The sequence below is a fragment of the Achromobacter sp. SX5 genome, from assembly GCF_056711425.1.
Genome location: NZ_CM160041.1, coordinates 5,103,842 through 5,121,699, shown reverse-complemented (window position 1 = coordinate 5,121,699; position 17,858 = coordinate 5,103,842). Strand labels below are relative to the sequence as shown.

Sequence of the window (17,858 nt, the reverse complement as noted above, 5' to 3'; positions counted from 1 at the left end):
GAAGGCATGTCATACACCGAAGCGCAACTGGCCGCCCTGGTGCGCGGCGACAGCGTGCATCGCGCGGTCTACACCGACCCGGCCATTTTCGACCTGGAGATGCAGCGCATCTACGGCCGCGCCTGGATCTACGTGGGCCATGAAAGCCAGGTGCCCAGGACCGGCGACTATCACACCACCCGCGTGGGCGACCAGGACGTGCTGATGGTGCGCGCCGCCGACGGCCGCGTGCACGTGCTGTACAACCGCTGCCCGCACAAGGGCGCCAAGGTGGTGGCGGACGGCGACGGCTGCGCCGGCAAGTTCTTCCGCTGTCCCTACCATGCCTGGACCTTCAAGCTGGACGGCAGCCACCTGGGCGTGCCGCTCAAGCAGGGCCTGGAGGGCACGGCCTACGACCCGGCCGATCCCGCGTTCTCGATGCGCCGGCTGGCGCGGGTGGAAAGCTACCGCGGCTTCGTGTTCGCCAGCCAGTCGGCCGAGGGGCCGGGGCTGGAGGAATTCCTGGGCGGCGTGCGCTCGTCCATCGACAACCTCTGCGACCGCTCGCCGGTGGGCGAGGTGGAGGTCGCCGGCGGCATTTTCCGCGTCATGCAGCGCTCGAACTGGAAGGTGTTCTACGAGAACCTGCACGACACCATGCACGCCCGCGTCACGCACGAGTCGTCCTATGCCGCCGCGCGCGACGAGGCCAAGGAGCTGGGCGAGATGCCGCTGGAGCTGCACATCATGGACGGCAACGGCGAGCCTTATGAATTCTGGGAAAAGCTGGAGCTGCGCGCCTACGCCAACGGCCACGGCTACATGGAAGGCATCTTCAACCCCGGCGCGGCCGAGCGCGATCCGGTGTCGCGCGCGCATTTCGAAACCCTGACGGCCGCCTATGGCGAGGCGCGGGCGCGCGAGATCCTGGGCATGAACCGCCACAACACCGTGATCTACGGCAGCGGCTCGCCCCACACCGTGTTCCAGCAGTTCCGCGTGATCCGGCCCATCGCGGTGGACCGGACCATGATCGAGATCCAGACCTTCCGCTGCAAGGGCGCGCCGGACGGCGTGTTCAAGCGCGCCATGCTGTACGCCAACGTCATCAACTCGCCCTCGTCGAACGTGATGCCGGACGACATCGAGCTGTACAACCGCTGCCAGGAAGGCAACGCCACGCGCGGCGGCGAGTGGGTCAGCATGCACCGCTACCACGGCGCCGACCGCAGCGACCCCGACGGCATGGTGTCGGTCAACGGCACCAGCGAGCTGCCGATGCGCAATCAGTTCCACGCCTGGAAGACTTATATGCAAGCCGGCGCCACCACCACCGCCGAGGGAGACCGAGCATGTTGCTAGACCTGGATTTCGACGTCGCCACCGACGGCCTGGCGCCGGCCGAGGTCCCGGCCGACGCCTATCACCGGATCGCGCAGTTCCTGTACCGCGAGGCGCGCCTGCTGGACGAGCGCCGCTACGCCGAATGGCAGGCGCTGTGGACGGACGACGGCATGTACTGGATGCCGCGCGTGCCCGGCCAGCAAAGCCCCTACGACCACATTTCGCTGTTCTGGGAGGACCGCATGCTGCGCGACGTGCGCGTGCGCCGGCTGGAGCATCCGCGCAACTGGTCGCAGCAGCCGCCCACGCGCAGCGTGCGGCTGGTGGGCGGGGTGCAGGTCGAGGGCGTGGACGCCGGCGGCAACCTGGTGGTGCATTCCGTTTTTCAGATGACCGAATGGCGCAAGCGCCAGCCGCGCCAGCTGGCCGGACGCTACACGCACAAGCTGGCCGCCGAGGGCGACAGCTGGCGCATCCGCATGAAGCGCGTGGACCTGGTCAATTGCGAGGACGTGCACGACGTGTTCGAGGGCTTCGTGTGACGGCGGCCGATACCGCGGTGCTGGCGCTGCACTACCAGAACGACGTGCTGCATCCGGCCGGCAAGATCCGCGTCGGGCTGGACGCCGACGGCGACACGCGGCGGCGCGTGCTGGAAGGCGCGGCGGCGCTGCTCGCCGGCGCGCGGGCCGCCGGCCTGCCCATCGTGCACGTGCGCATCGCGTTCCGGCCCGACTACGCCGACCTGCTGCCCAATTGCGCCATCTTCCGCAACGTGGCGGCGATCGGCGCGGTGCCCGACGGGCAATGGGGCAGCGAGTTCTACGAGGGCCTGCAGCCGCTGGCCGGCAGCGCGCGCGAATTCGTGGTCAAGCACACCCGCATCAGCGCCTTCTACGGCACGCCGCTGGAAGAAACGCTGCGGCTGCTGGGCGCGCGCCGGCTGGTGGTGGCGGGCGTGGCCACGCATTCGGTGGTCGAGGGCACGGTGCGGCATGCGGCCGACATCGGTTTCGACGTCATGGTGGCGCAGGACGCCTGCGCCGCGGCTGACCCGGCGGCGCACCAGGCCTCGCTGGCCAGCATGCGCCTGATCGCGCGGATCGGCACGGTGGCGGACGCGCTGCGCTGGGCGGCCGCGCCGCCTGGATAAGGAAGAATCATGGACTACACGGGTTTTCCAGGCGTGGCGGGCAGGACCGCCATCGTGACCGGCAGCACCCAGGGGCTGGGCGCGGACATCGCGCGCGGCCTGGCCGCGGCCGGCGCCAACGTGGTGCTGGTCGGGCGCAATGCCGAGGCCGGCCGGGCGCTGGAGCGCGAGCTGGGCGAACGGGCGCTGTACTGCGAGACCGACATCGGCCAGGACAGCCAGATACGGCGCTGCATAGACGCCGCGCTGGCGCGCTTCGGGCGGCTGGACATCCTGGTCAACAACGCCTGCCAGTACGCGGACCGCGGGCTGGCCTCCAGCCGCGAGGAGTGGCACCGCACGCTGGACACCAACCTGGTGTCGGCGGCCATCTTCACGCAGCTGGCCGCGCCGCTGCTGTCGCGCGGCGGCGTGGTGGTGAACCTGGGCAGCACGGGCGGCAAGTTCGGCGCGGCCGGGCGCGCGCTGTATCCGGCCTCCAAGGCGGCGCTGCTGCAGATCACCAAGAATTTCGCGGTGGAACTGGCGCCGGCCGGCGTGCGGGTGCTGGCGGTGTCGCCGGCCTGGACCTGGTCGCCGTCGGTGCAGCAGTTGTCGGGCGGCTCGCGCGAGACGGCCGACGCCGTCGGCGCGCATTTCCATCCGCTGGGCCGGGTCGGTTCGGGCGAGGAGGTCGCGGCGGCGGTCTGTTTCGCCTGTTCCGACGCGGCGTCATGGATGACGGGCGTGGACCTGCCGGTGGACGGGGGATTCTCCATCCTGGGGCCGGACCGCGGCATTTCGCCGCGCGCCTGGTTCCAGGAACTGGCGCCGCAGGACGGCGTCAGCGGATGACGATCTGGCCTTCCTCCAGGCCGGCCTTGCCGCCGATCTGGTCTTCCAGGAATTCCTGCATCTTGTTGCCCAGCTGAATCGTCACGCCGCTGCAAAAGCGCCGCGCCGCGACGATGGTGGCGGTCTGCAGCGGCTGCAATTCACGCGCCAGCTGGGCCTCTTCGGCTTCCAGTTCGGTCAGGTCCTGGCCGAGCTTGAGGTGCGTGTTGCGCGCGCGCTCGGCCACGTCGGCCGGGGCGCGCTGCGGATTGGCCTGCAGAAAGGTCAGCAGCTTTTCGAGCTTGGCCTTTTCCTCGTTCATCTGCTGGCGCTTGCGGTTCAGCGCCGAACGCTTGATGTCGGCGTGCGGGTCCAGGCCGGCCTGCACCAGCGTCGGAATGCCCGAAGGCGCGCCGATGGTGCCGGCGCGCACGCCGGTCAGCGCGCGTGTCTGGCCGCCCACGATGGCGGTCTGCTGCGTGTTGGGCGGGCCGACGTTGATGCTGCCGCCGGCGGCGATGCTGCTTTGGCGGATCTCGCGCTCCACCTCCACGTTGCGGCCGGCGCTGACGATGGCGTTGGTGATGAAGCGGGCGCGCACCTCGCCGCCGCAGATGATGCGGGCGGTGCGCGCCGCGGCGGCGGCGTTCTGCAGCGCCTCGGCCGTGCCGATGATGCCGCCCTTGACCGTGACGCTGCCGCCGGCTTCCACCAGCGCGGCCTCCATCGTGCCGTTGACGACCACGTCGCCGGTCACGCGCACCTCCATGGTGGCGCTGATGTCGCCGCGCACCTGCAGCGAGCCCTCGAAATTGATGTTGCCGGTGGACAGGTCGACGGCGTCGACTTCCACCACCGGATTGACCTGCACGCCGTGGCTGACCAGGGTGGGCGTGCCCGAGACGGTGGCGCGCAGCAGCAGCGGGTCCTCGGGATCGACCTCGACGCCGGCCAGCTCCTTGGCGAAGGGCGTGTCGGGCATTTCGTCGGGCAGCACCGGCTGGCCCAGCACGTCGGTGCCGTCCACGCCGGGCAGGGGCGGCACGCGCCGCATCAGCGGCGTGCCCGGGGTGACCAGCAGCAGATTGCCCAGGTCGCGGTAATCGACCTGGGCCAGTTCGTCGATGTCCTCGCCGCGCGGTTTCAGGCGGTCCAGCAGGCTTTCGAAGCGGGTGGGCGTGCCGCGCACGGGCGGGGTGCCGCGCGCGACCTCCACGGTTCCGGGGGCGCCGCGCTCCAGCGCCGCGGCCAGTTCCTCTTCCAGCACGCCATGGACGATGCCCTGGTCGGCCAGCGCCTGGCGCACGTCGGCCAGCGCCACGGGCTTGCCGCCCTTGGGGGCGTGCAGGGTGAGCAGCGCCGACATGCGGGCGGGGTCGAGTTCGAGTTCGAAACTGCCGTCCACGACCATGCCGACCGCGCCCTCGACGCCGTCCTGGGCCTGGCGGCATTGCTCGATGAAGGCCTGGACGGCGTGGGCGTCGAGCGCTTCGGCGTTCCAGCCCTGCGCCGTGACGGCGGCGCTCAGCGTGTCCCAGGTGGGCAGATCGGCGGGGAAGCGGGGCGCATCGGCGGCCGGAAGATCGGGCGTCTCCGGGACGTCGGCCGGCTCCGGACGAGTCGGCGGCATGTAGCTTGCCGTCAGGACCCGGGTACTGGCGTCCAGCGCCAGCCGGAGCGTGTTTGTTGCGTCCATTTCAGCCTCTCCGCTTGGCACTGGCGGCCAAGTTCTTCATTTGGTAATGATGCGAAATATTAAGACATATTCTAGCGCAGGATTAGGACGTAGGTAGGAGCGACAAAACCGGCGGTCCGCAGCAGCATATGAGCTCGCCCCCGCATCCGGAGCCCGACCCTATGCGCAGCCCCCTCCGCCCCTTTCTACCGGCCCTGCGCGCCCGCCTGGCGCGCGCCGGCGGCATCGCGGCGCTGGCGTGCGTCATCGGCGGGCCGCTGGCGTTGGCGCCCGCCGCCCCGGTCCAGGCGGCCGAGGTCTATCGTTACAAAGATCCCTATGGCGTCTGGCGGGCCATGAAGGTGCCCAACGGCTACGCCAAGCACTACAAGCGGGCCCAGGTCCGCGCCGGCTGGCGCAGCGCCGGCAAGCCGCTGTGCGTGACCTGCGAACCCCAGCCCGGCGACGGCGCGCGCCAGGCGCCGCTGGCGCCGGCTTCGCGCGCGGCGTACTGGGAAGGCAAGGGGGCCAGCGCGCACGACACACTGATCGCGCGCGCGGCCCAGGATTCGGGAGTGGACCGGGCGCTGCTGACGGCGGTCATCGCCATCGAATCGGGTTTCCGCAGCGACGCGCGTTCGCCCAAGGGCGCGCTCGGCCTGATGCAGCTGATGCCGGCGACGGCGGCCACGCTGCTGACGGTGGACGACGTGGAGACGGCGCTGGTGGACCCCGCCACCAACGTGAAGGCGGGCTCGCGCCACCTGCGCCGCCTGCTGGACCAGTATCCGGGCCGGCTGGACCTGGCGCTGGCGGCCTACAACGCGGGCGAGGGCGCGGTGCGCCGCTACGACGCTGTGCCGCCCTATGCCGAGACCCAGGCCTACGTGCGCGACGTCACGGCCCTGTACGAGCACTACAAGGCGCCCTGAGCGGGCGCCCGGCTCACAGCGAGGCGAAGACCTTTTCCGCGATGTCCAGCGTGGACTGGATCACGGCGTCGTCGTGCGTGGCCGAGACGAAACCGGCCTCGAACGCCGAGGGCGCGAAATGCACGCCCTGCTCCAGCATGGCGTGGAAGAAGCGGTTGAACGCCGCCGTGTCGCAGGCCGAGACCTGGGCGAACGAGGCGGGCACCTGGTCGCTGAAGTAGAGGCCGAACATGCCGCCCACCGAATCCGCCGAAAACGGCACGCCGGCGGCGCGCGCGCGTTCCTGCAGGCCCTGGGCCAGCTTGGCGGTCTGGGCCGACAGCTGCTCGTAGAAGCCCGGCGCCGCGATCAGGCGCAGCGTGGCCAGGCCGGCGGCCACGGCCACCGGGTTGCCCGACAGCGTGCCGGCCTGGTAGACGCCGCCCAGCGGGGCGATGTGCTTCATGATCTCGGCGCGCCCGCCGAAGGCGCCCACCGGCATGCCGCCGCCGATCACCTTGGCCAGCGTGGTGAGGTCGGGCTGCACGCCGGTCAGGCCCTGCACGCCCTGCGGGCCCACGCGGAAACCGGTCATCACCTCGTCGAAGATCAGCAGCGCGCCGTGCTGCGTGCAGACTTCGCGCAGGCCTTCCAGGAAGCCCGGGGCCGGCTTGATCAGGTTCATGTTGCCGGCGACCGGCTCGACGATGATGCAGGCGATGTCGGCGCCATGCTTTGCGAAGGCCTCGCGCACCGCGTCCAGGTTGTTGTATTCCAGGGTCAGCGTGTGCGAGACGAATTCGGGCGGCACGCCGGCCGAGCTGGGGTTGCCGAAGGTCAGCAGACCAGAGCCGGCCTTGACCAGCAGGCTGTCCGAGTGGCCGTGGTAGCAGCCTTCGAATTTCACGATCTTGGCGCGGCCGGTGGCGCCGCGCGCCAGCCGGATGGCGGTCATGGTGGCCTCGGTGCCCGAGCTGACCAGGCGCACCTGCTCCAGCGAGGGCAGGCGCGAGATCAAAACTTCGGCCAGCTCGATTTCCGCTTCGGTGGGTGCGCCGAACGACAGGCCGTCGACGGCCGCTTCCTGCACCGCGCGCACCACCTCGGGATGCGAATGGCCCAGGATGGCCGGGCCCCACGAGCCCACGTAGTCGATGTACTGGCGGTCTTCGGCGTCCCACACGTACGGGCCTTGCGCGCGCTTGATGAAGCGCGGCGTGCCGCCCACGGAACGGAAGGCGCGCACGGGCGAGTTGACGCCGCCGGGGATGCTGCGGCAGGCGCGTTCGAAAAGCTGGGCGTTACTGGACATGGCGTTCAAGGCTTGCGAGTGGGGTTGGCGGAATAGGGCGCGGCGCAGGCCGCGGCGGCGGCGCGGATGCTGGGCGCTTCGAAAAGGCCGGTGATGACGGCGATGGCATCGGCGCCGGACTGCGCCACCAGCGCGGCGTTGTCGGGCGTGATGCCGCCGATGGCGACGACCGCGGGGCGGGGCGCGTCGCGCTGGTCGGCCAGCTGGCGCGCCGCGGCCAGCACCGAGAGCGGCGCGCGCACCGTGTCCGGCTTGACGGTGGAGGGGAACATGGCGCCGAAGGCGATGTAGTCGGCGCCGGCGTCGAGCAGGGCCTGGGCGCGGTCCAGGTCGTCGTAGCTGGAGCCGCCCAGGATCAGGTCGGGACCGGCCTCGGCGCGGATGCGCGCCAGGCTGTCGTCGTCGCGGCCCACGTGGGCGCCATCGGCGCCGACTTCCAGCGCCAGACGCCAGTCGTCATTGATGAGGAACACCAGGCCCAGCTCGCGGCACAGCGGCGCCAGCGCGCGCGCCTGTTCGGCGCGCACCGCGTCGGGCACGTTCTTGCGGCGCAGCTGCAGCGAGCGCATGCCGCCTTCGGCGGCCTGGCGGACCGCCCGCAGCAGGCGGTCGGTGTCGTCCCATTCGGGGGTCACGCCGTACAGGCCGGCGGGGAAACGCAGCGCTTTCATTGGGGAGGAATCCGGTTGGGTATGCGCCGGCCCATGCCGGGCAGGAAACTGGCGGCGATCGCGCTGTCGGCGTGCGCCAGGCCCTGGCGTACGGCCTCCGGCATGTCCAGGCCGCGGGCCAGCATGGCCGCGATCGCGGTGGCGGCCACGCCGCCGGCGTCGCCGTTGCGGTCGGGCGGCGCCTGCCAGGGCAGGGTGGCGGTCTGGCCGTTGGGGCCCAGCAGCATGTTGGCGTAATGGCCGGGACGCTGCGGGCTGCCCAGCACCAGCACCCATTGGGCGCCGGCGGCCACCAGGGCGTGCATGGGCGAAGGTGCGTCCCCGATATCTATGTCGCCGTCGGCGTGCCATTGCGCCAGGCGCAGGTGCTCGATGACCAGCAGGTCGGTCTGCGGCAGCACCAGCTCCAGCGTGGCGGCCAGCAGATCGTCGGCCTCGTCCTCGTCGGCGGCGTTGGCCGGCGGCTGGGCGCGCTGGCCCAGGTGCAGCACCAGCGGCACCTGGCTGTAGTCGGCCGCGACCTGCGCGGCTACGCTGGCCGTTTCGGCAGTGTATAGTCCGCCCACCTTGATGGCCTGCACCGGCATGTCTTCGAGCAGGCAGCGCGCCTGGTCGTCGAGCAAGTCGGGCGAAACGGGATGGATTTCTTCGATACCGGCGGTATCCCGCACGGTGAGGGCGGTCACGGCCGCCAGGCCGTGGCAGCCGAGGGCGGCGCAGGTGACGGCGTCCGCCGGCAAACCATCGGAGCCCGAGGGATCGAGCGGACCGAAGACCAGAACGAGAGGGGGAGTAACGGGGGCCACGTGCACAGCGCTTGAGTATGGCTATCCGGACTCATTTACGATGAATCAGGGGAAGCCCTATTGGGTTTCGGTAAGATTGTCCCCATTCTAATGGAAGCCCCTCACCTTTGCCCCGCCGCCGGGGCGCGGGCCGGGATTTGATGTAAGAGAGAACTATGCGTACATGGATGTGTTTGATTTGCGGCTGGGTCTACGATGAAGAAGCCGGCCTGCCCGACGAGGGTATTGCTCCCGGCACCCGCTGGGAAGACGTGCCGCCGAACTGGGTCTGTCCCGAATGCGGCGCGCGCAAAGAGGACTTCGAACTGATGGAAATCTGACGCGGCACTGCCGACAACTTCCGCCAAGGCTCGTAAGATGGGATCAAGCCCCATCCCTCGCGACCACGGGACGGCCAGGATGCGTTTGCGCGGCCGGTCCCTCGGTTCTCTCAGACTACCCACGAAGGGGTTGCCATGACGGAAAAGCACCAAGACGACACTACGACGCAGGCGGCCAATTTCGCCAACCAGTTCCTGATCGCCATGCCGGGCATGGTCGAAGGCAGCCTGGCGGGCTCGGTCATCTATGTCTGCGAACACACGGAACGTGGCGCGCTGGGCCTGGTCATCAACCGGCCCACCGACCTGACGCTGGGCACCCTGTTCGAGCGCATCGACCTGACGCTCGAAATCGGCCCCGTGAAGGACTCGCTGGTTTACTTCGGCGGGCCGGTGCAGACCGACCGCGGCTTCGTGCTGCACGCGCCGGCCGGCGACTACAGCTCCAGCATCAAGCTGGGCGGCATGGCGCTGACCACCTCGCGCGACGTGCTGCAGGCGGTGGCCGAGGGCAACGGGCCGGCGCGCATGCTGGTCACGCTCGGCTATGCCGGCTGGGGCGCGGGCCAGCTCGAAAGCGAGATGGCCCAGAACGCCTGGCTCAGCGTGGGCGCCGACGACAGCATCATCTTCGACGTGCCGCCCGAGGACCGCTACCCGGCCGCGCTGAAGCTGCTGGGCATCGATCCGGTGATGCTGGCGGGCGACGCGGGCCATGCCTGAAGAGACCCTGCTTGCCTTCGATTTCGGCGAGAAGAAAATCGGCATCGCCATCGGCAACACGCTGACGCGCCACGCGCGGCCGCTGGAAATCATCTTCAGCGAAGTCCGCGAGGCGCGCTTCGGCCGCATCGCGGCGCTGCTGCAGGAATGGCAGCCGCGCCGCGTGATCGTCGGGCTGGCCCTGGACGCCGACGGCGGCGAACAGCCGGCCACCGCGCGCTGCCGCCGCTTCGCCAACCAGTTGCACGGCCGCTTCGGCGTGGCCGTCGAACTGGTCGACGAACGCGGCTCCAGCATGGAGGCGCAGCGCCTGCTGGGCACCAACGCCGCCGATGACGCGATGGCGGCGGCTGTTATTCTGCAACGCTACCTGGATGCCTTGCCGGCGGCCTGAGGCCCGCGAACCGCCCCGCCTATGCTCAATCCGCAACTCGATCGCCGCGGCGAACCGATACACCTGCTGACCACGGAAGGCCTGCCCCGCCGCCACGTCGAGCGCCTGCTCGACATGGCGCTCGCGGCTCCACCCGCCGTGCGCGCGCAGCCGGCCTATCTGTGCCTGCCGGACGACGCCGCGACCGAGCGCGATGCGTACTCGGCCGCGGCCGCAAGCCTGGGCCTGCGCCCGGTGGCGCTGGCCGCCGACGCCGGCGAGACGCTGGCGGACGTGGCCGCCGCCCTGGAGCCGGGCCTGCTGGTGCTGCGCCACGCCGCCAGCGGCGCGGCGCATTGCGCCGCCGCCCATGCCGCGCCCGGCGTGCGCGTCATCAACGCCGGCGACGGCGGCCACGCCGATCCGCTGCCGGCGCTGGCGCTGCTGCAGGCGATGCGCGAAGCCCGCCAGGACCTGGCGAATCTTTCCGTGACGCTGGTGGGCGACCTGAGTCACTCGCGCGTGGCGCGTTCGGCCATCCACGCCATGACCACGCTGGGCGTGGCGCAGGTAAGCGCGGCAGGCCCGGGCACCCTGCAGCCCGAAGGCCTGGCGCAACTGGGCGTGCGCGCCTGCGCCTCGCTGCGCGAGGGCCTGGACGCCGACGTCATCGTCATCCTGCCGCTGGACGTGGAACGGATCAGCGGCGCGCTGCTGCCCTCGGCCCGCGAATACGAACAATCCTTTGGCCTGACGCCCGCCATCCTGGCCGGGGCCCGCGCCGACGCCTTGCTGCTGCCCGCGGGCGCGCTGACGCCGGGCGTCGAGGTCGACGCCGACGTCGCGGCCAGCCTGGCTCCCACGCAGGCGCGCCTGGCCGCACTCACGCAGCAGCTGCGCGTGGCGGCCCTGGCCATGCTGGCCGGAGACGCGCCATGAGGCTGCACATCGCCAACGGCCGCCTGATCGACCCGGCCAACGGCGTCGACGGATTGCACGATCTCTACCTCGCGGACGGCCGCGTCGCGGCGGTGGGCCGCGCGCCCGACGGCTTCCAGGCCGACCGCCGGCTGGACGCGGCGGGGCTGGCGGTGCTGCCGGGCCTGGTCGATCTGTGCGCGCGGGTCGCGCAGCCCGGCGCGGCGGCCTTCGCGCCGACCGAACTGCGCGCGGCCCTGGCCGGCGGCGTCACCACGCTGGTGCTGCCGCCCGACGCCGCGGCGCCGCTGGACGAGTCGGGCAAGGCCGAGGCGCTGCTGCGGCAGGCGCAGCCCGGCCAGTGCCGGGTGCGCCCGCTGGGCGCGATGACGGTGGGACTGGCCGGCGAAACACTGGCCGAAATGGATCTGCTGGGCCGGGCGGGCTGCCTGGCCTGCGCCCAGGGCGAGCATGGCATCGCCGACACCCGCGTGCTGTGGGGCGCGATGCGCTATGCCAGCGCCCTGGGCCTGGCCTTGTGGCTGCGGCCGCAAGACCCGTGGCTGTCCCGCGGCGCGGCGGCCGCCGCCGGCGCCTATGCCGAACGCCTGGGCCTGCACGGCCTGCCGCCGCAGGCCGAGACGCTGGCCCTGCACACCATCTTCGAATTGCAGCGCGCCACCGGCGCGCGCGTGCACCTGACGCGCCTGTCCACCGCGGCCGGCATCGAACTGCTGCGCGCCGCGAAGCGCGAAGGCCTGCCGGTCACGGCCGACGTGTCGGCCAACAGCCTGCATCTGTGCGACGTCGACATCGGCTTTTTCGACACCCGCTTCCACCTGTCGCCGCCGCTGCGCGGCCAGCGCGACCGCCAGGCGATCCAGGCCGCGCTGGCCGAAGGCCTGGTCGATGCGCTGTGTTCGGACCATGCGCCGGTCGAGGCGCGCGCCAAGGCCATGCCCTTTCCGCAGTCCGAGCCCGGCGCCACCGGGCTGGAGCTGCTGCTGTCGCTGGCCCTGAAGTGGGCGCGCGACGCCCGCCGGCCCGTGGCCGACGCGCTGGCGCGCGTCACCTGCGGTCCGGCCGCCGTGCTGGCCGCGATCGCGCCGCAGGCGGCGCCCGTCGGCCAGCTGGGCGTGGGCGCGCAGGCCGACCTGTGCCTGGCCGACCTGGAAGCCGAATGGATGGTCGCGCCCGGCGCGCTGCACAGCCGCAGCGGCCAGACCCCGTTCGCGGGTATGATGCTGCCCGGCCGAGTACGCGCCACCGTCGTGGGTGGCAGCCTGGCCTGGGAGACTCCGGTTTGAAGCTGTTGCGCTTTGTCCTAAGGCTGGTCCTCGTGCTGCCCTGGATCGTTCTCGGCCTGCTCTGCGTGGGCCTGGCGTATCCGCTGCTCGGAATCCGCTCGCGCGCCTGGCTCAACCGCCACTGGTCGCGCTGCCTGATGGCGTTCTGCGGCCTGCAGGTCATCATCAAGGGCGAGCCGCGCCTGACCGGGCCGGTGCTGCTGGTGGCCAACCATGTGTCCTGGATCGACATCTTCGTGCTGAATTCGGCGCGCGCCACGTCCTTCGTCGCCAAGAGCGAGATCCGCAGCTGGCCCGTCATCGGCTGGCTGGTGGCCGGCGCCGGCACCCTGTTCATCGAGCGCGGCCAGCGCCACGCGGTGCACGCGATGGGCGAGGCCATGCAGGGGCGCTTCAAGCAGGGCGACGCGGTCGGCCTGTTCCCGGAAGGCACCACCAGCGTAGGCTTCGAGCTGCTGCCGTTCCACGCCAGCCTGTTCGAGCCGGCGCGCGCCGCCGCCGTGGAAATCCAGCCGGTCGCGCTGCGCTTCCTGCAGCACGGCAAGCGCAGCGGCTATGCCGCCTTCGTCGGCGAGGAATCGCTGGTGGCCAATCTGTGGCGGGTGCTGGGAGTTACCGGACTGGCCGTGGAAGTGGTGTTCCTGCCGCCGCTGCCGGCGCGGCATCCGGACGGCAGCCTGCCGACGCGGCTGGAGCTGTCGCACCAGGCCAGGGACGCGATTTCGCGGGTGTTGTGAAGGGGGGCGATGGGTTCCGCGCGCTCGATGGTTGAGTTCTTGCTTAAGGATTCTCGCGCTGCACCCATCCTACGCTGCGAATCCACGGCTCGACCGTAGGATGGGTGCAGCGCGAGAAATTCGACGCAATAACCCCACCGTCAAGCGCGCGGAACCCATCGACCCAAACCCTCATTCAGACAACGGGTCCTGGAACTGCGAGCATTTCACCTGCACCAGTTTGCGGTCCTGCAGGCGCAGCGCCGTCAGCGACCCGCCCCACACGCATCCGGTATCCAGGCAGATCGCGTCCGGCCGCAGCAGCAGTCCCAGCGTCGACCAGTGGCCGAACACCGTCGTGACGTCGCGGGTGGCGCGGTTGGGCACGTCGAACCACGGCACCAGCCCCGCGGGCCAGGCGCCCGGCGTCACCTTGGTGGCGAATTCCATGTGGCCGTTGGGCGTGCACAGGCGGATGCGCGTGAGCGCATTGATGATGACGCGCATGCGCTTGCCGCCCTTGTGGTCTTCCTTCCAGGTGGCCGGCTCGTTGCCGTACATCTTCTGCAGCGCCTTCTGCCAGTTCGGCCCGCGCAGCGCGTCCTGGACCTCGCCGGCCAGGGCCAGAGTCTTGGCGACGTCCCATTTGGCCAGGGTGCCCGCGTGCACCAGCAGATGGTTCTGCTCGAAATGCGCCAGCGGACGGAAGCGCAGCCAGTTGATCAGGTCGTCGGCGTCCGGCGCCCGCAGTATCGCTTCGAGCGTGTCCGACTTCGAGGGCTTGCGCACGCCGGCCGCGGTGGCCAGCAGGTGCAGGTCGTGATTGCCCAGCACCGAGGTGGCGCGGTCGCCCAGGTCGATGATGCGCCGTAGCGTCTCCAGCGACTGGGGGCCGCGGTTGACCAGGTCTCCGGCGAACCAGAAGCGCGATTGCGGATCGCCGACCACGTCGGGATGGGACAGCAAGCGATCCAGCGGCGAGCAGCAACCTTGCACGTCGCCGATCATCCAGATACTGCCGTTCATGCGGGACTTTTACTCCAGGGCCAGCGTTGTTGGATGACGCGAGTGATGGTGTGGCGGTATTCCATGTAGCTCATGGCTCCCAGCGCCAGGATCACCGCGCCCAGGTTCGGCCCCAGCGCGGTGAGCCAGGGCGGCCATTTGCCCAGCATGCCCACGTTCAACGCCAGCTGGTTGACCATGAAGAAGGCGACGCCGAGCAGAATGCCCACGAACACCTTGGCCCCCACGCCGCCGCGGCGGGTCTGCATCAGGCCGATGGGCGCCGCGATCGTGATCATGACGAGCAAGGTGAACGGATATGCCAGTTTGCGCCATAGGGCGACGACCTGGCGACCATATTGCAATTGGTTGTTGCGGAGATACTCCACATAGTCCAGCAGCGTCACGATGGACATGCGTTCCGGCGTCAGCACGCGCGCGATCAGGCGTTCGGCGCTGAGCGTGGTGTCCACCGTGCGCTCGGGCACCTTCATCACGGTGGCCGGCGGCTGCTTGGGCGGGCGCGCGTCGGCCAGCGCTTCGGCGGCGTTGTCGTCCAGCCGAGTTTCGGACACATCCTTGAGCACCAGGTCGCCGTGCGAGAACACGCCGGTGGGCGCGGTCGACAGGGCCGACAGCGTCAGGTCCTTCTTGAATTCGTAGAGCGTCACGGCGTTGACCTGGCCGTCGCCGCGCAGTTCGCCGATATTGATGATGCGGGTGCCGCCGTTGGCGGTGGGTTCCTTGAACCAGTAGCCGCTCTTGAGGCGGTCGCCGCCGGCCTTGCCGCGGAACATCAGGTTGGCCTCGCCGGACTTGATTTCGGCCCAGGGGGTGACGTATTCGGACAGCAGGGTGGCGCCTATCATCAGCGGGATCGTGACGATCCACAGCATGCGCAGCAGCTTCATGCCGCTGACGCCCGAGACCCGCAGGATCACCAGCTCGTTGCGCTGCGCCAGCCCCGCCAGCGCCAGGATGGCGCCGATCAGCAGGCCGATGGGCAGCAGGTCGTACAAGCGGGTGGGAATGGCCAGCGCCTGCATGTAGAGCAGGGCCATCATGGAGAACTTGTCGCCCACGTTGTCCAGGTCGTCCACCAGCGCGAAGAACGTGAAAAGGCCCAGCAGGGCCATAAGGACCACTGCGCAAGAGCGATAGATCTCGCGGGCCAGGTAGCGACGTGCGGTACGCATGTAGGAAAGAGGGAGCGCGTAAACGTGAAAGCTTAACAAATCCTGCCGTCCCGGTCCGGGCCCGGAGGGTCCCGGCCGACGGCGCCTGTATCAGGGAATGTCGACCATGCGCATGCGGCGGGTCAGGACGCCGACCCGGGAGTTCAGGTAGCGGGAATTGCGGTGGCTGTCATAGAAGCGGGGGTTGGGCAGCATGGCCGCCAGCCGGGCCGACTGACTGGCGCCCAGGCCGGCGGCCGAGGTGTTGAAATAGTGCCGGGCGGCGGCCTCGGCGCCGAACACGCCCACGCCCCATTCCGCCACGTTCAGATACAGTTCCAGTATCCGCTCCTTGCTCATGACGTGTTCGATCATGTAGGTCAGGACCAGTTCCTGGCCCTTGCGGATATAGCTGCGCGAACTCGACAGGAACAGGTTCTTGGCCAGCTGCTGGGTGATGGTGGAGCCGCCGCGCATCTTGCTGCGCCCGGCTTCCTGCTGCTTCTGGTTGTATTCCCAGGCCTTGCGGATGGCGTCCCATTCGACGCCGTCGTGCTCGGTGAAATTTGAGTCCTCGGAGGCCACCACCGCGCGCTTGAGGTTGCGGTTGATCTTGTCGTAGGGCACCCACTCGTACTTCAGCTCCAGGGCCGGATTGGTCTCGCGCAGGCGCGACAGTTCTTCGCGCATGATGGCGCTGCTGCCCGGGTCGCGGTAGTTGTACCAGACGACCTGGGCGAACAGCCAGAACTGGTAGAGCAGGATGGCGCACACCAGCGCCATCAGCGCGCCGGTGACGATGCGGAACCAGGAGCGGCCCTTGCGCGTCGCCATGCCGCTCACTGGCCGGCCGCGAGGTCCGCGCGCAACGCCGCGAGGACCGGCGCGGGATCGGGCCGCAGGCCGTGCCAGATGAAGTAGCTCTCGGCCGCCTGGCCGACCAGCATGCCCAGGCCGTCGGCCGTGAGCGCGGCGCCGTCGGCCCGGGCCTGGCGCATGAAGGCCGTGGGCCGTGCGCCGTACATCATGTCGTAGGCGGCCGCGCCGGGGGCGTACAGGCCCGCGGGCAGGTCGGGGGCGGCGTCCTGCAGGCCGCTGGCGGTGGCGTTGATGACCAGGTTCCAGCCGCCGGGGGCGGCGGCGTCGGCCAGGCCGCCGGCGCTGACCCGGGTCTCGGGCGATACCCCGCTTTCGCGCCAGGCGTCGGCCAGCGCCTGGGCGCGCGCCGCGGTGCGGTTGACGATGTGGATGCGGGCGCAGCCGGCCTGCGCCAGCGGCTGCAGCACGCCGCGGGCCGCGCCGCCGGCGCCTACCAGCAGCACGCCGGCGCCATTCAGGCGCACGCCCAGGCGCATCAGGTCGGCGACCAGGCCGACCCCATCGGTGTTACAGCCGTGCCAGGCGCCGTCGCGCCAGGACAGGGTGTTGACCGCCCCGGCCAGCCGGGCGCGGGCCGACAGCCGGCCCGCGGCCAGGGCGTAGGCGTCCAGCTTGAAGGGCACCGTGACGTTCAGGCCGACCCCGCCGTCGGCCACGAAGGCCGCCACCGCCTCGGCGAAACCATCCACCGGCGCCAGCAGCCGGTCATAGCGCAGCGGCTTGCCGGTCTGGCGGGCAAACATGGCGTGGATCTGAGGCGAGCGGCTGTGCGCAATGGGGTTGCCGATGACGGCATATCGGGCAAGAGGGGGCGCCTCGGTCATGGGGCTTCGGTTTCCAGGGTGTCGTTGACGAAATGCCAGGTCCGGGTGATGACCAGCACGTCGGTGTCGCGGGCGACGTCGGGCGGGAAGGGCGGGAAGGGCGCGGCCAGCTGCACGATGCGGCGGGCGGCCTGGTTCAGCACGGCGTGCGGCGAGGGCTGGTCGATCTCGACGTCGGCGATGCTGCCGTCGGCGCGCACCGACACCGTGATCCGCAGCGAGCCGTAGATGCGGCCGCGCGCCTCGTCCGGGTAGTGCTGGGTGCCGACGGTTTCGATCCGGGTGCGCCAGGCGTCCAGGTAGGCGGCGTAGCGCGAGGCCTCGGCCGACGGCGCCACGAACTGCTTGCGCGGTTCGGCGCTGTACTGCTGGACGCGGGCCGCCAGGGCCGCCACCTGGGCGTTCTGCACCAGGCTGGCCTGGTCCTCGGCGTCGCGGCCGAGGTCGGCGCCGTCCGGCCAGGGATTGACGGCCTGGCGCTCGGCGCCGGCCTTGTCGGCCGAGCGCAACTGGGTCATCAGGCGGGTCTGCTCGGCCTCGAGCTGCACCTGGCGGCGGCGCATGGCCTCCAGCACGATGGTCTCGGCCGATTCGCCGGTGCGCGGCAGCGGCGTGGTGGACATGCCGCGCTCGGCGTTGCCGCCGCCGCTCATCTGCTGCTGGGCCTGCGCGCGCGGCGTGTCCGGCGGGGTTTCGCTGCGGGCGTTGAGCAGCACGATCTCCAGGCTGGTGGCCGGCGGGCGCGAGGGCGCCGGCGCGCCGAAGCGCCACGCCAGCGCGCCGGCGTGCAGCAGCAGCGAGATCGCGATGCCGATGCGCAGGTGCTGCTGGGCAGGCGCGCCCAGCCACCGCAGGTAACGGCTCAGCGGAGAGGGGTGGTCAGCAAGACGTTGCACGCACGCATTGTAGAGCGACTCCCGCTCCCGCGGGCGCCGGGGCGCCCGGGGCCGC

Annotated in this window: 20 protein-coding genes; 11 read left to right on the top strand and 9 right to left on the bottom strand. The window is 70.7% G+C overall.

All coding sequences use genetic code 11. The annotated features are described in order from the left end of the window. The first annotated feature begins 6 nt into the window (after window positions 1-6). The 4 genes from AC1M14_RS23955 to AC1M14_RS23940 are packed head-to-tail and all read left to right on the top strand — an operon-like array spanning window position 7 to window position 3,313. Window positions 7-1,344: an aromatic ring-hydroxylating dioxygenase subunit alpha gene (locus tag AC1M14_RS23955; RefSeq protein ID WP_479730559.1), complete on the top strand. Its 1,338-nt coding sequence runs from the start codon at window positions 7-9 to the stop codon at window positions 1,342-1,344. After that, window positions 1,335-1,868: an aromatic-ring-hydroxylating dioxygenase subunit beta gene (locus AC1M14_RS23950; protein ID WP_102775739.1), complete on the top strand. Its 534-nt coding sequence runs from the start codon at window positions 1,335-1,337 to the stop codon at window positions 1,866-1,868. The genes AC1M14_RS23955 and AC1M14_RS23950 overlap by 10 nt, the downstream gene beginning before the upstream one ends. After that, window positions 1,865-2,479: a cysteine hydrolase family protein gene (locus AC1M14_RS23945; protein ID WP_102775740.1), complete on the top strand. Its 615-nt coding sequence runs from the start codon at window positions 1,865-1,867 to the stop codon at window positions 2,477-2,479. The genes AC1M14_RS23950 and AC1M14_RS23945 overlap by 4 nt, the downstream gene beginning before the upstream one ends. Before the next feature lie 9 nt (window positions 2,480-2,488). Next, window positions 2,489-3,313, top strand: coding sequence for an SDR family oxidoreductase (locus AC1M14_RS23940; RefSeq protein ID WP_479730558.1), 825 nt, complete (start codon window positions 2,489-2,491; stop codon window positions 3,311-3,313). Here the strand turns inward: AC1M14_RS23940 and AC1M14_RS23935 are convergent. Further along, complete coding sequence (locus AC1M14_RS23935; protein WP_102775742.1) at window positions 3,303-4,988, bottom strand: DUF342 domain-containing protein; 1,686 nt, start codon at window positions 4,986-4,988, stop codon at window positions 3,303-3,305. The genes AC1M14_RS23940 and AC1M14_RS23935 overlap by 11 nt on opposite strands. A gap of 161 nt (window positions 4,989-5,149) precedes the next feature. On the opposite strand from AC1M14_RS23935, the gene AC1M14_RS23930 reads away from it, so the two are divergent. After that, entirely contained in the window at window positions 5,150-5,899 is a 750-nt protein-coding gene (locus tag AC1M14_RS23930) for a lytic transglycosylase domain-containing protein (RefSeq protein WP_102775743.1), read from the top strand. A 13-nt stretch (window positions 5,900-5,912) separates the two neighbouring features. Here the strand turns inward: AC1M14_RS23930 and hemL are convergent, their stop codons facing one another. Genes hemL through AC1M14_RS23915 form a run of 3 tightly spaced genes read right to left on the bottom strand, consistent with a single transcriptional unit; the run spans window position 5,913 to window position 8,667 of the window. Further along, entirely contained in the window at window positions 5,913-7,190 is a 1,278-nt protein-coding gene (gene hemL / locus AC1M14_RS23925) for a glutamate-1-semialdehyde 2,1-aminomutase (protein ID WP_102775744.1), read from the bottom strand. A gap of 5 nt (window positions 7,191-7,195) precedes the next feature. Next, window positions 7,196-7,861, bottom strand: a complete 666-nt coding sequence (gene thiE / locus AC1M14_RS23920) for a thiamine phosphate synthase (protein WP_102775745.1) — start codon at window positions 7,859-7,861, stop codon at window positions 7,196-7,198. Continuing rightward, window positions 7,858-8,667: a hydroxymethylpyrimidine/phosphomethylpyrimidine kinase gene (locus AC1M14_RS23915; protein ID WP_181391079.1), complete on the bottom strand. Its 810-nt coding sequence runs from the start codon at window positions 8,665-8,667 to the stop codon at window positions 7,858-7,860. The genes thiE and AC1M14_RS23915 overlap by 4 nt, the downstream gene beginning before the upstream one ends. Before the next feature lie 155 nt (window positions 8,668-8,822). On the opposite strand from AC1M14_RS23915, the gene AC1M14_RS23910 reads away from it, so the two are divergent. The 6 genes from AC1M14_RS23910 to AC1M14_RS23885 all read left to right on the top strand — a co-directional run bounded on the left by AC1M14_RS23910 (window position 8,823) and on the right by AC1M14_RS23885 (window position 13,045). Then, a complete protein-coding gene (locus tag AC1M14_RS23910) occupies window positions 8,823-8,987 on the top strand; it encodes a rubredoxin (protein WP_003814980.1) in 165 nt (54 codons plus the stop codon). A 135-nt stretch (window positions 8,988-9,122) separates the two neighbouring features. Further along, on the top strand, window positions 9,123-9,710 hold the full coding sequence (locus AC1M14_RS23905) for a YqgE/AlgH family protein (protein WP_111826754.1): 588 nt from the start codon (window positions 9,123-9,125) through the stop codon (window positions 9,708-9,710). Further along, window positions 9,703-10,104, top strand: a complete 402-nt coding sequence (gene ruvX, locus AC1M14_RS23900) for a Holliday junction resolvase RuvX (protein ID WP_102775748.1) — start codon at window positions 9,703-9,705, stop codon at window positions 10,102-10,104. The genes AC1M14_RS23905 and ruvX overlap by 8 nt, the downstream gene beginning before the upstream one ends. A 21-nt stretch (window positions 10,105-10,125) precedes the next feature. Beyond that, window positions 10,126-11,022, top strand: coding sequence for an aspartate carbamoyltransferase (locus tag AC1M14_RS23895; protein ID WP_479730557.1), 897 nt, complete (start codon window positions 10,126-10,128; stop codon window positions 11,020-11,022). Next, window positions 11,019-12,308, top strand: a complete 1,290-nt coding sequence (locus AC1M14_RS23890) for a dihydroorotase (RefSeq protein ID WP_479730556.1) — start codon at window positions 11,019-11,021, stop codon at window positions 12,306-12,308. The genes AC1M14_RS23895 and AC1M14_RS23890 overlap by 4 nt, the downstream gene beginning before the upstream one ends. After that, window positions 12,305-13,045: a lysophospholipid acyltransferase family protein gene (locus tag AC1M14_RS23885; protein WP_479730555.1), complete on the top strand. Its 741-nt coding sequence runs from the start codon at window positions 12,305-12,307 to the stop codon at window positions 13,043-13,045. The genes AC1M14_RS23890 and AC1M14_RS23885 overlap by 4 nt, the downstream gene beginning before the upstream one ends. Before the next feature lie 171 nt (window positions 13,046-13,216). Here AC1M14_RS23885 and AC1M14_RS23880 read toward each other — a convergent pair whose 3' ends face one another. The 5 genes from AC1M14_RS23880 to AC1M14_RS23860 all read right to left on the bottom strand — a co-directional run bounded on the left by AC1M14_RS23880 (window position 13,217) and on the right by AC1M14_RS23860 (window position 17,803). Continuing rightward, window positions 13,217-14,050 carry a symmetrical bis(5'-nucleosyl)-tetraphosphatase gene (locus AC1M14_RS23880; RefSeq protein ID WP_102775752.1) on the bottom strand — a complete coding sequence of 278 codons (834 nt, stop codon included), beginning with the start codon at window positions 14,048-14,050 and terminating at the stop codon, window positions 13,217-13,219. Beyond that, window positions 14,047-15,225, bottom strand: coding sequence for an LPS export ABC transporter permease LptG (lptG, locus tag AC1M14_RS23875; protein ID WP_102775753.1), 1,179 nt, complete (start codon window positions 15,223-15,225; stop codon window positions 14,047-14,049). The genes AC1M14_RS23880 and lptG overlap by 4 nt, the downstream gene beginning before the upstream one ends. Window positions 15,226-15,315: 90 nt before the next feature. Beyond that, window positions 15,316-16,038, bottom strand: coding sequence for a monofunctional biosynthetic peptidoglycan transglycosylase (gene mtgA, locus AC1M14_RS23870; RefSeq protein WP_102775754.1), 723 nt, complete (start codon window positions 16,036-16,038; stop codon window positions 15,316-15,318). A gap of 5 nt (window positions 16,039-16,043) precedes the next feature. Continuing rightward, a complete protein-coding gene (aroE, locus tag AC1M14_RS23865) occupies window positions 16,044-16,907 on the bottom strand; it encodes a shikimate dehydrogenase (RefSeq protein WP_479730554.1) in 864 nt (287 codons plus the stop codon). Next, window positions 16,904-17,803: a TonB family protein gene (locus tag AC1M14_RS23860; RefSeq protein WP_111826748.1), complete on the bottom strand. Its 900-nt coding sequence runs from the start codon at window positions 17,801-17,803 to the stop codon at window positions 16,904-16,906. The genes aroE and AC1M14_RS23860 overlap by 4 nt, the downstream gene beginning before the upstream one ends. Window positions 17,804-17,858 lie beyond the last annotated feature (55 nt).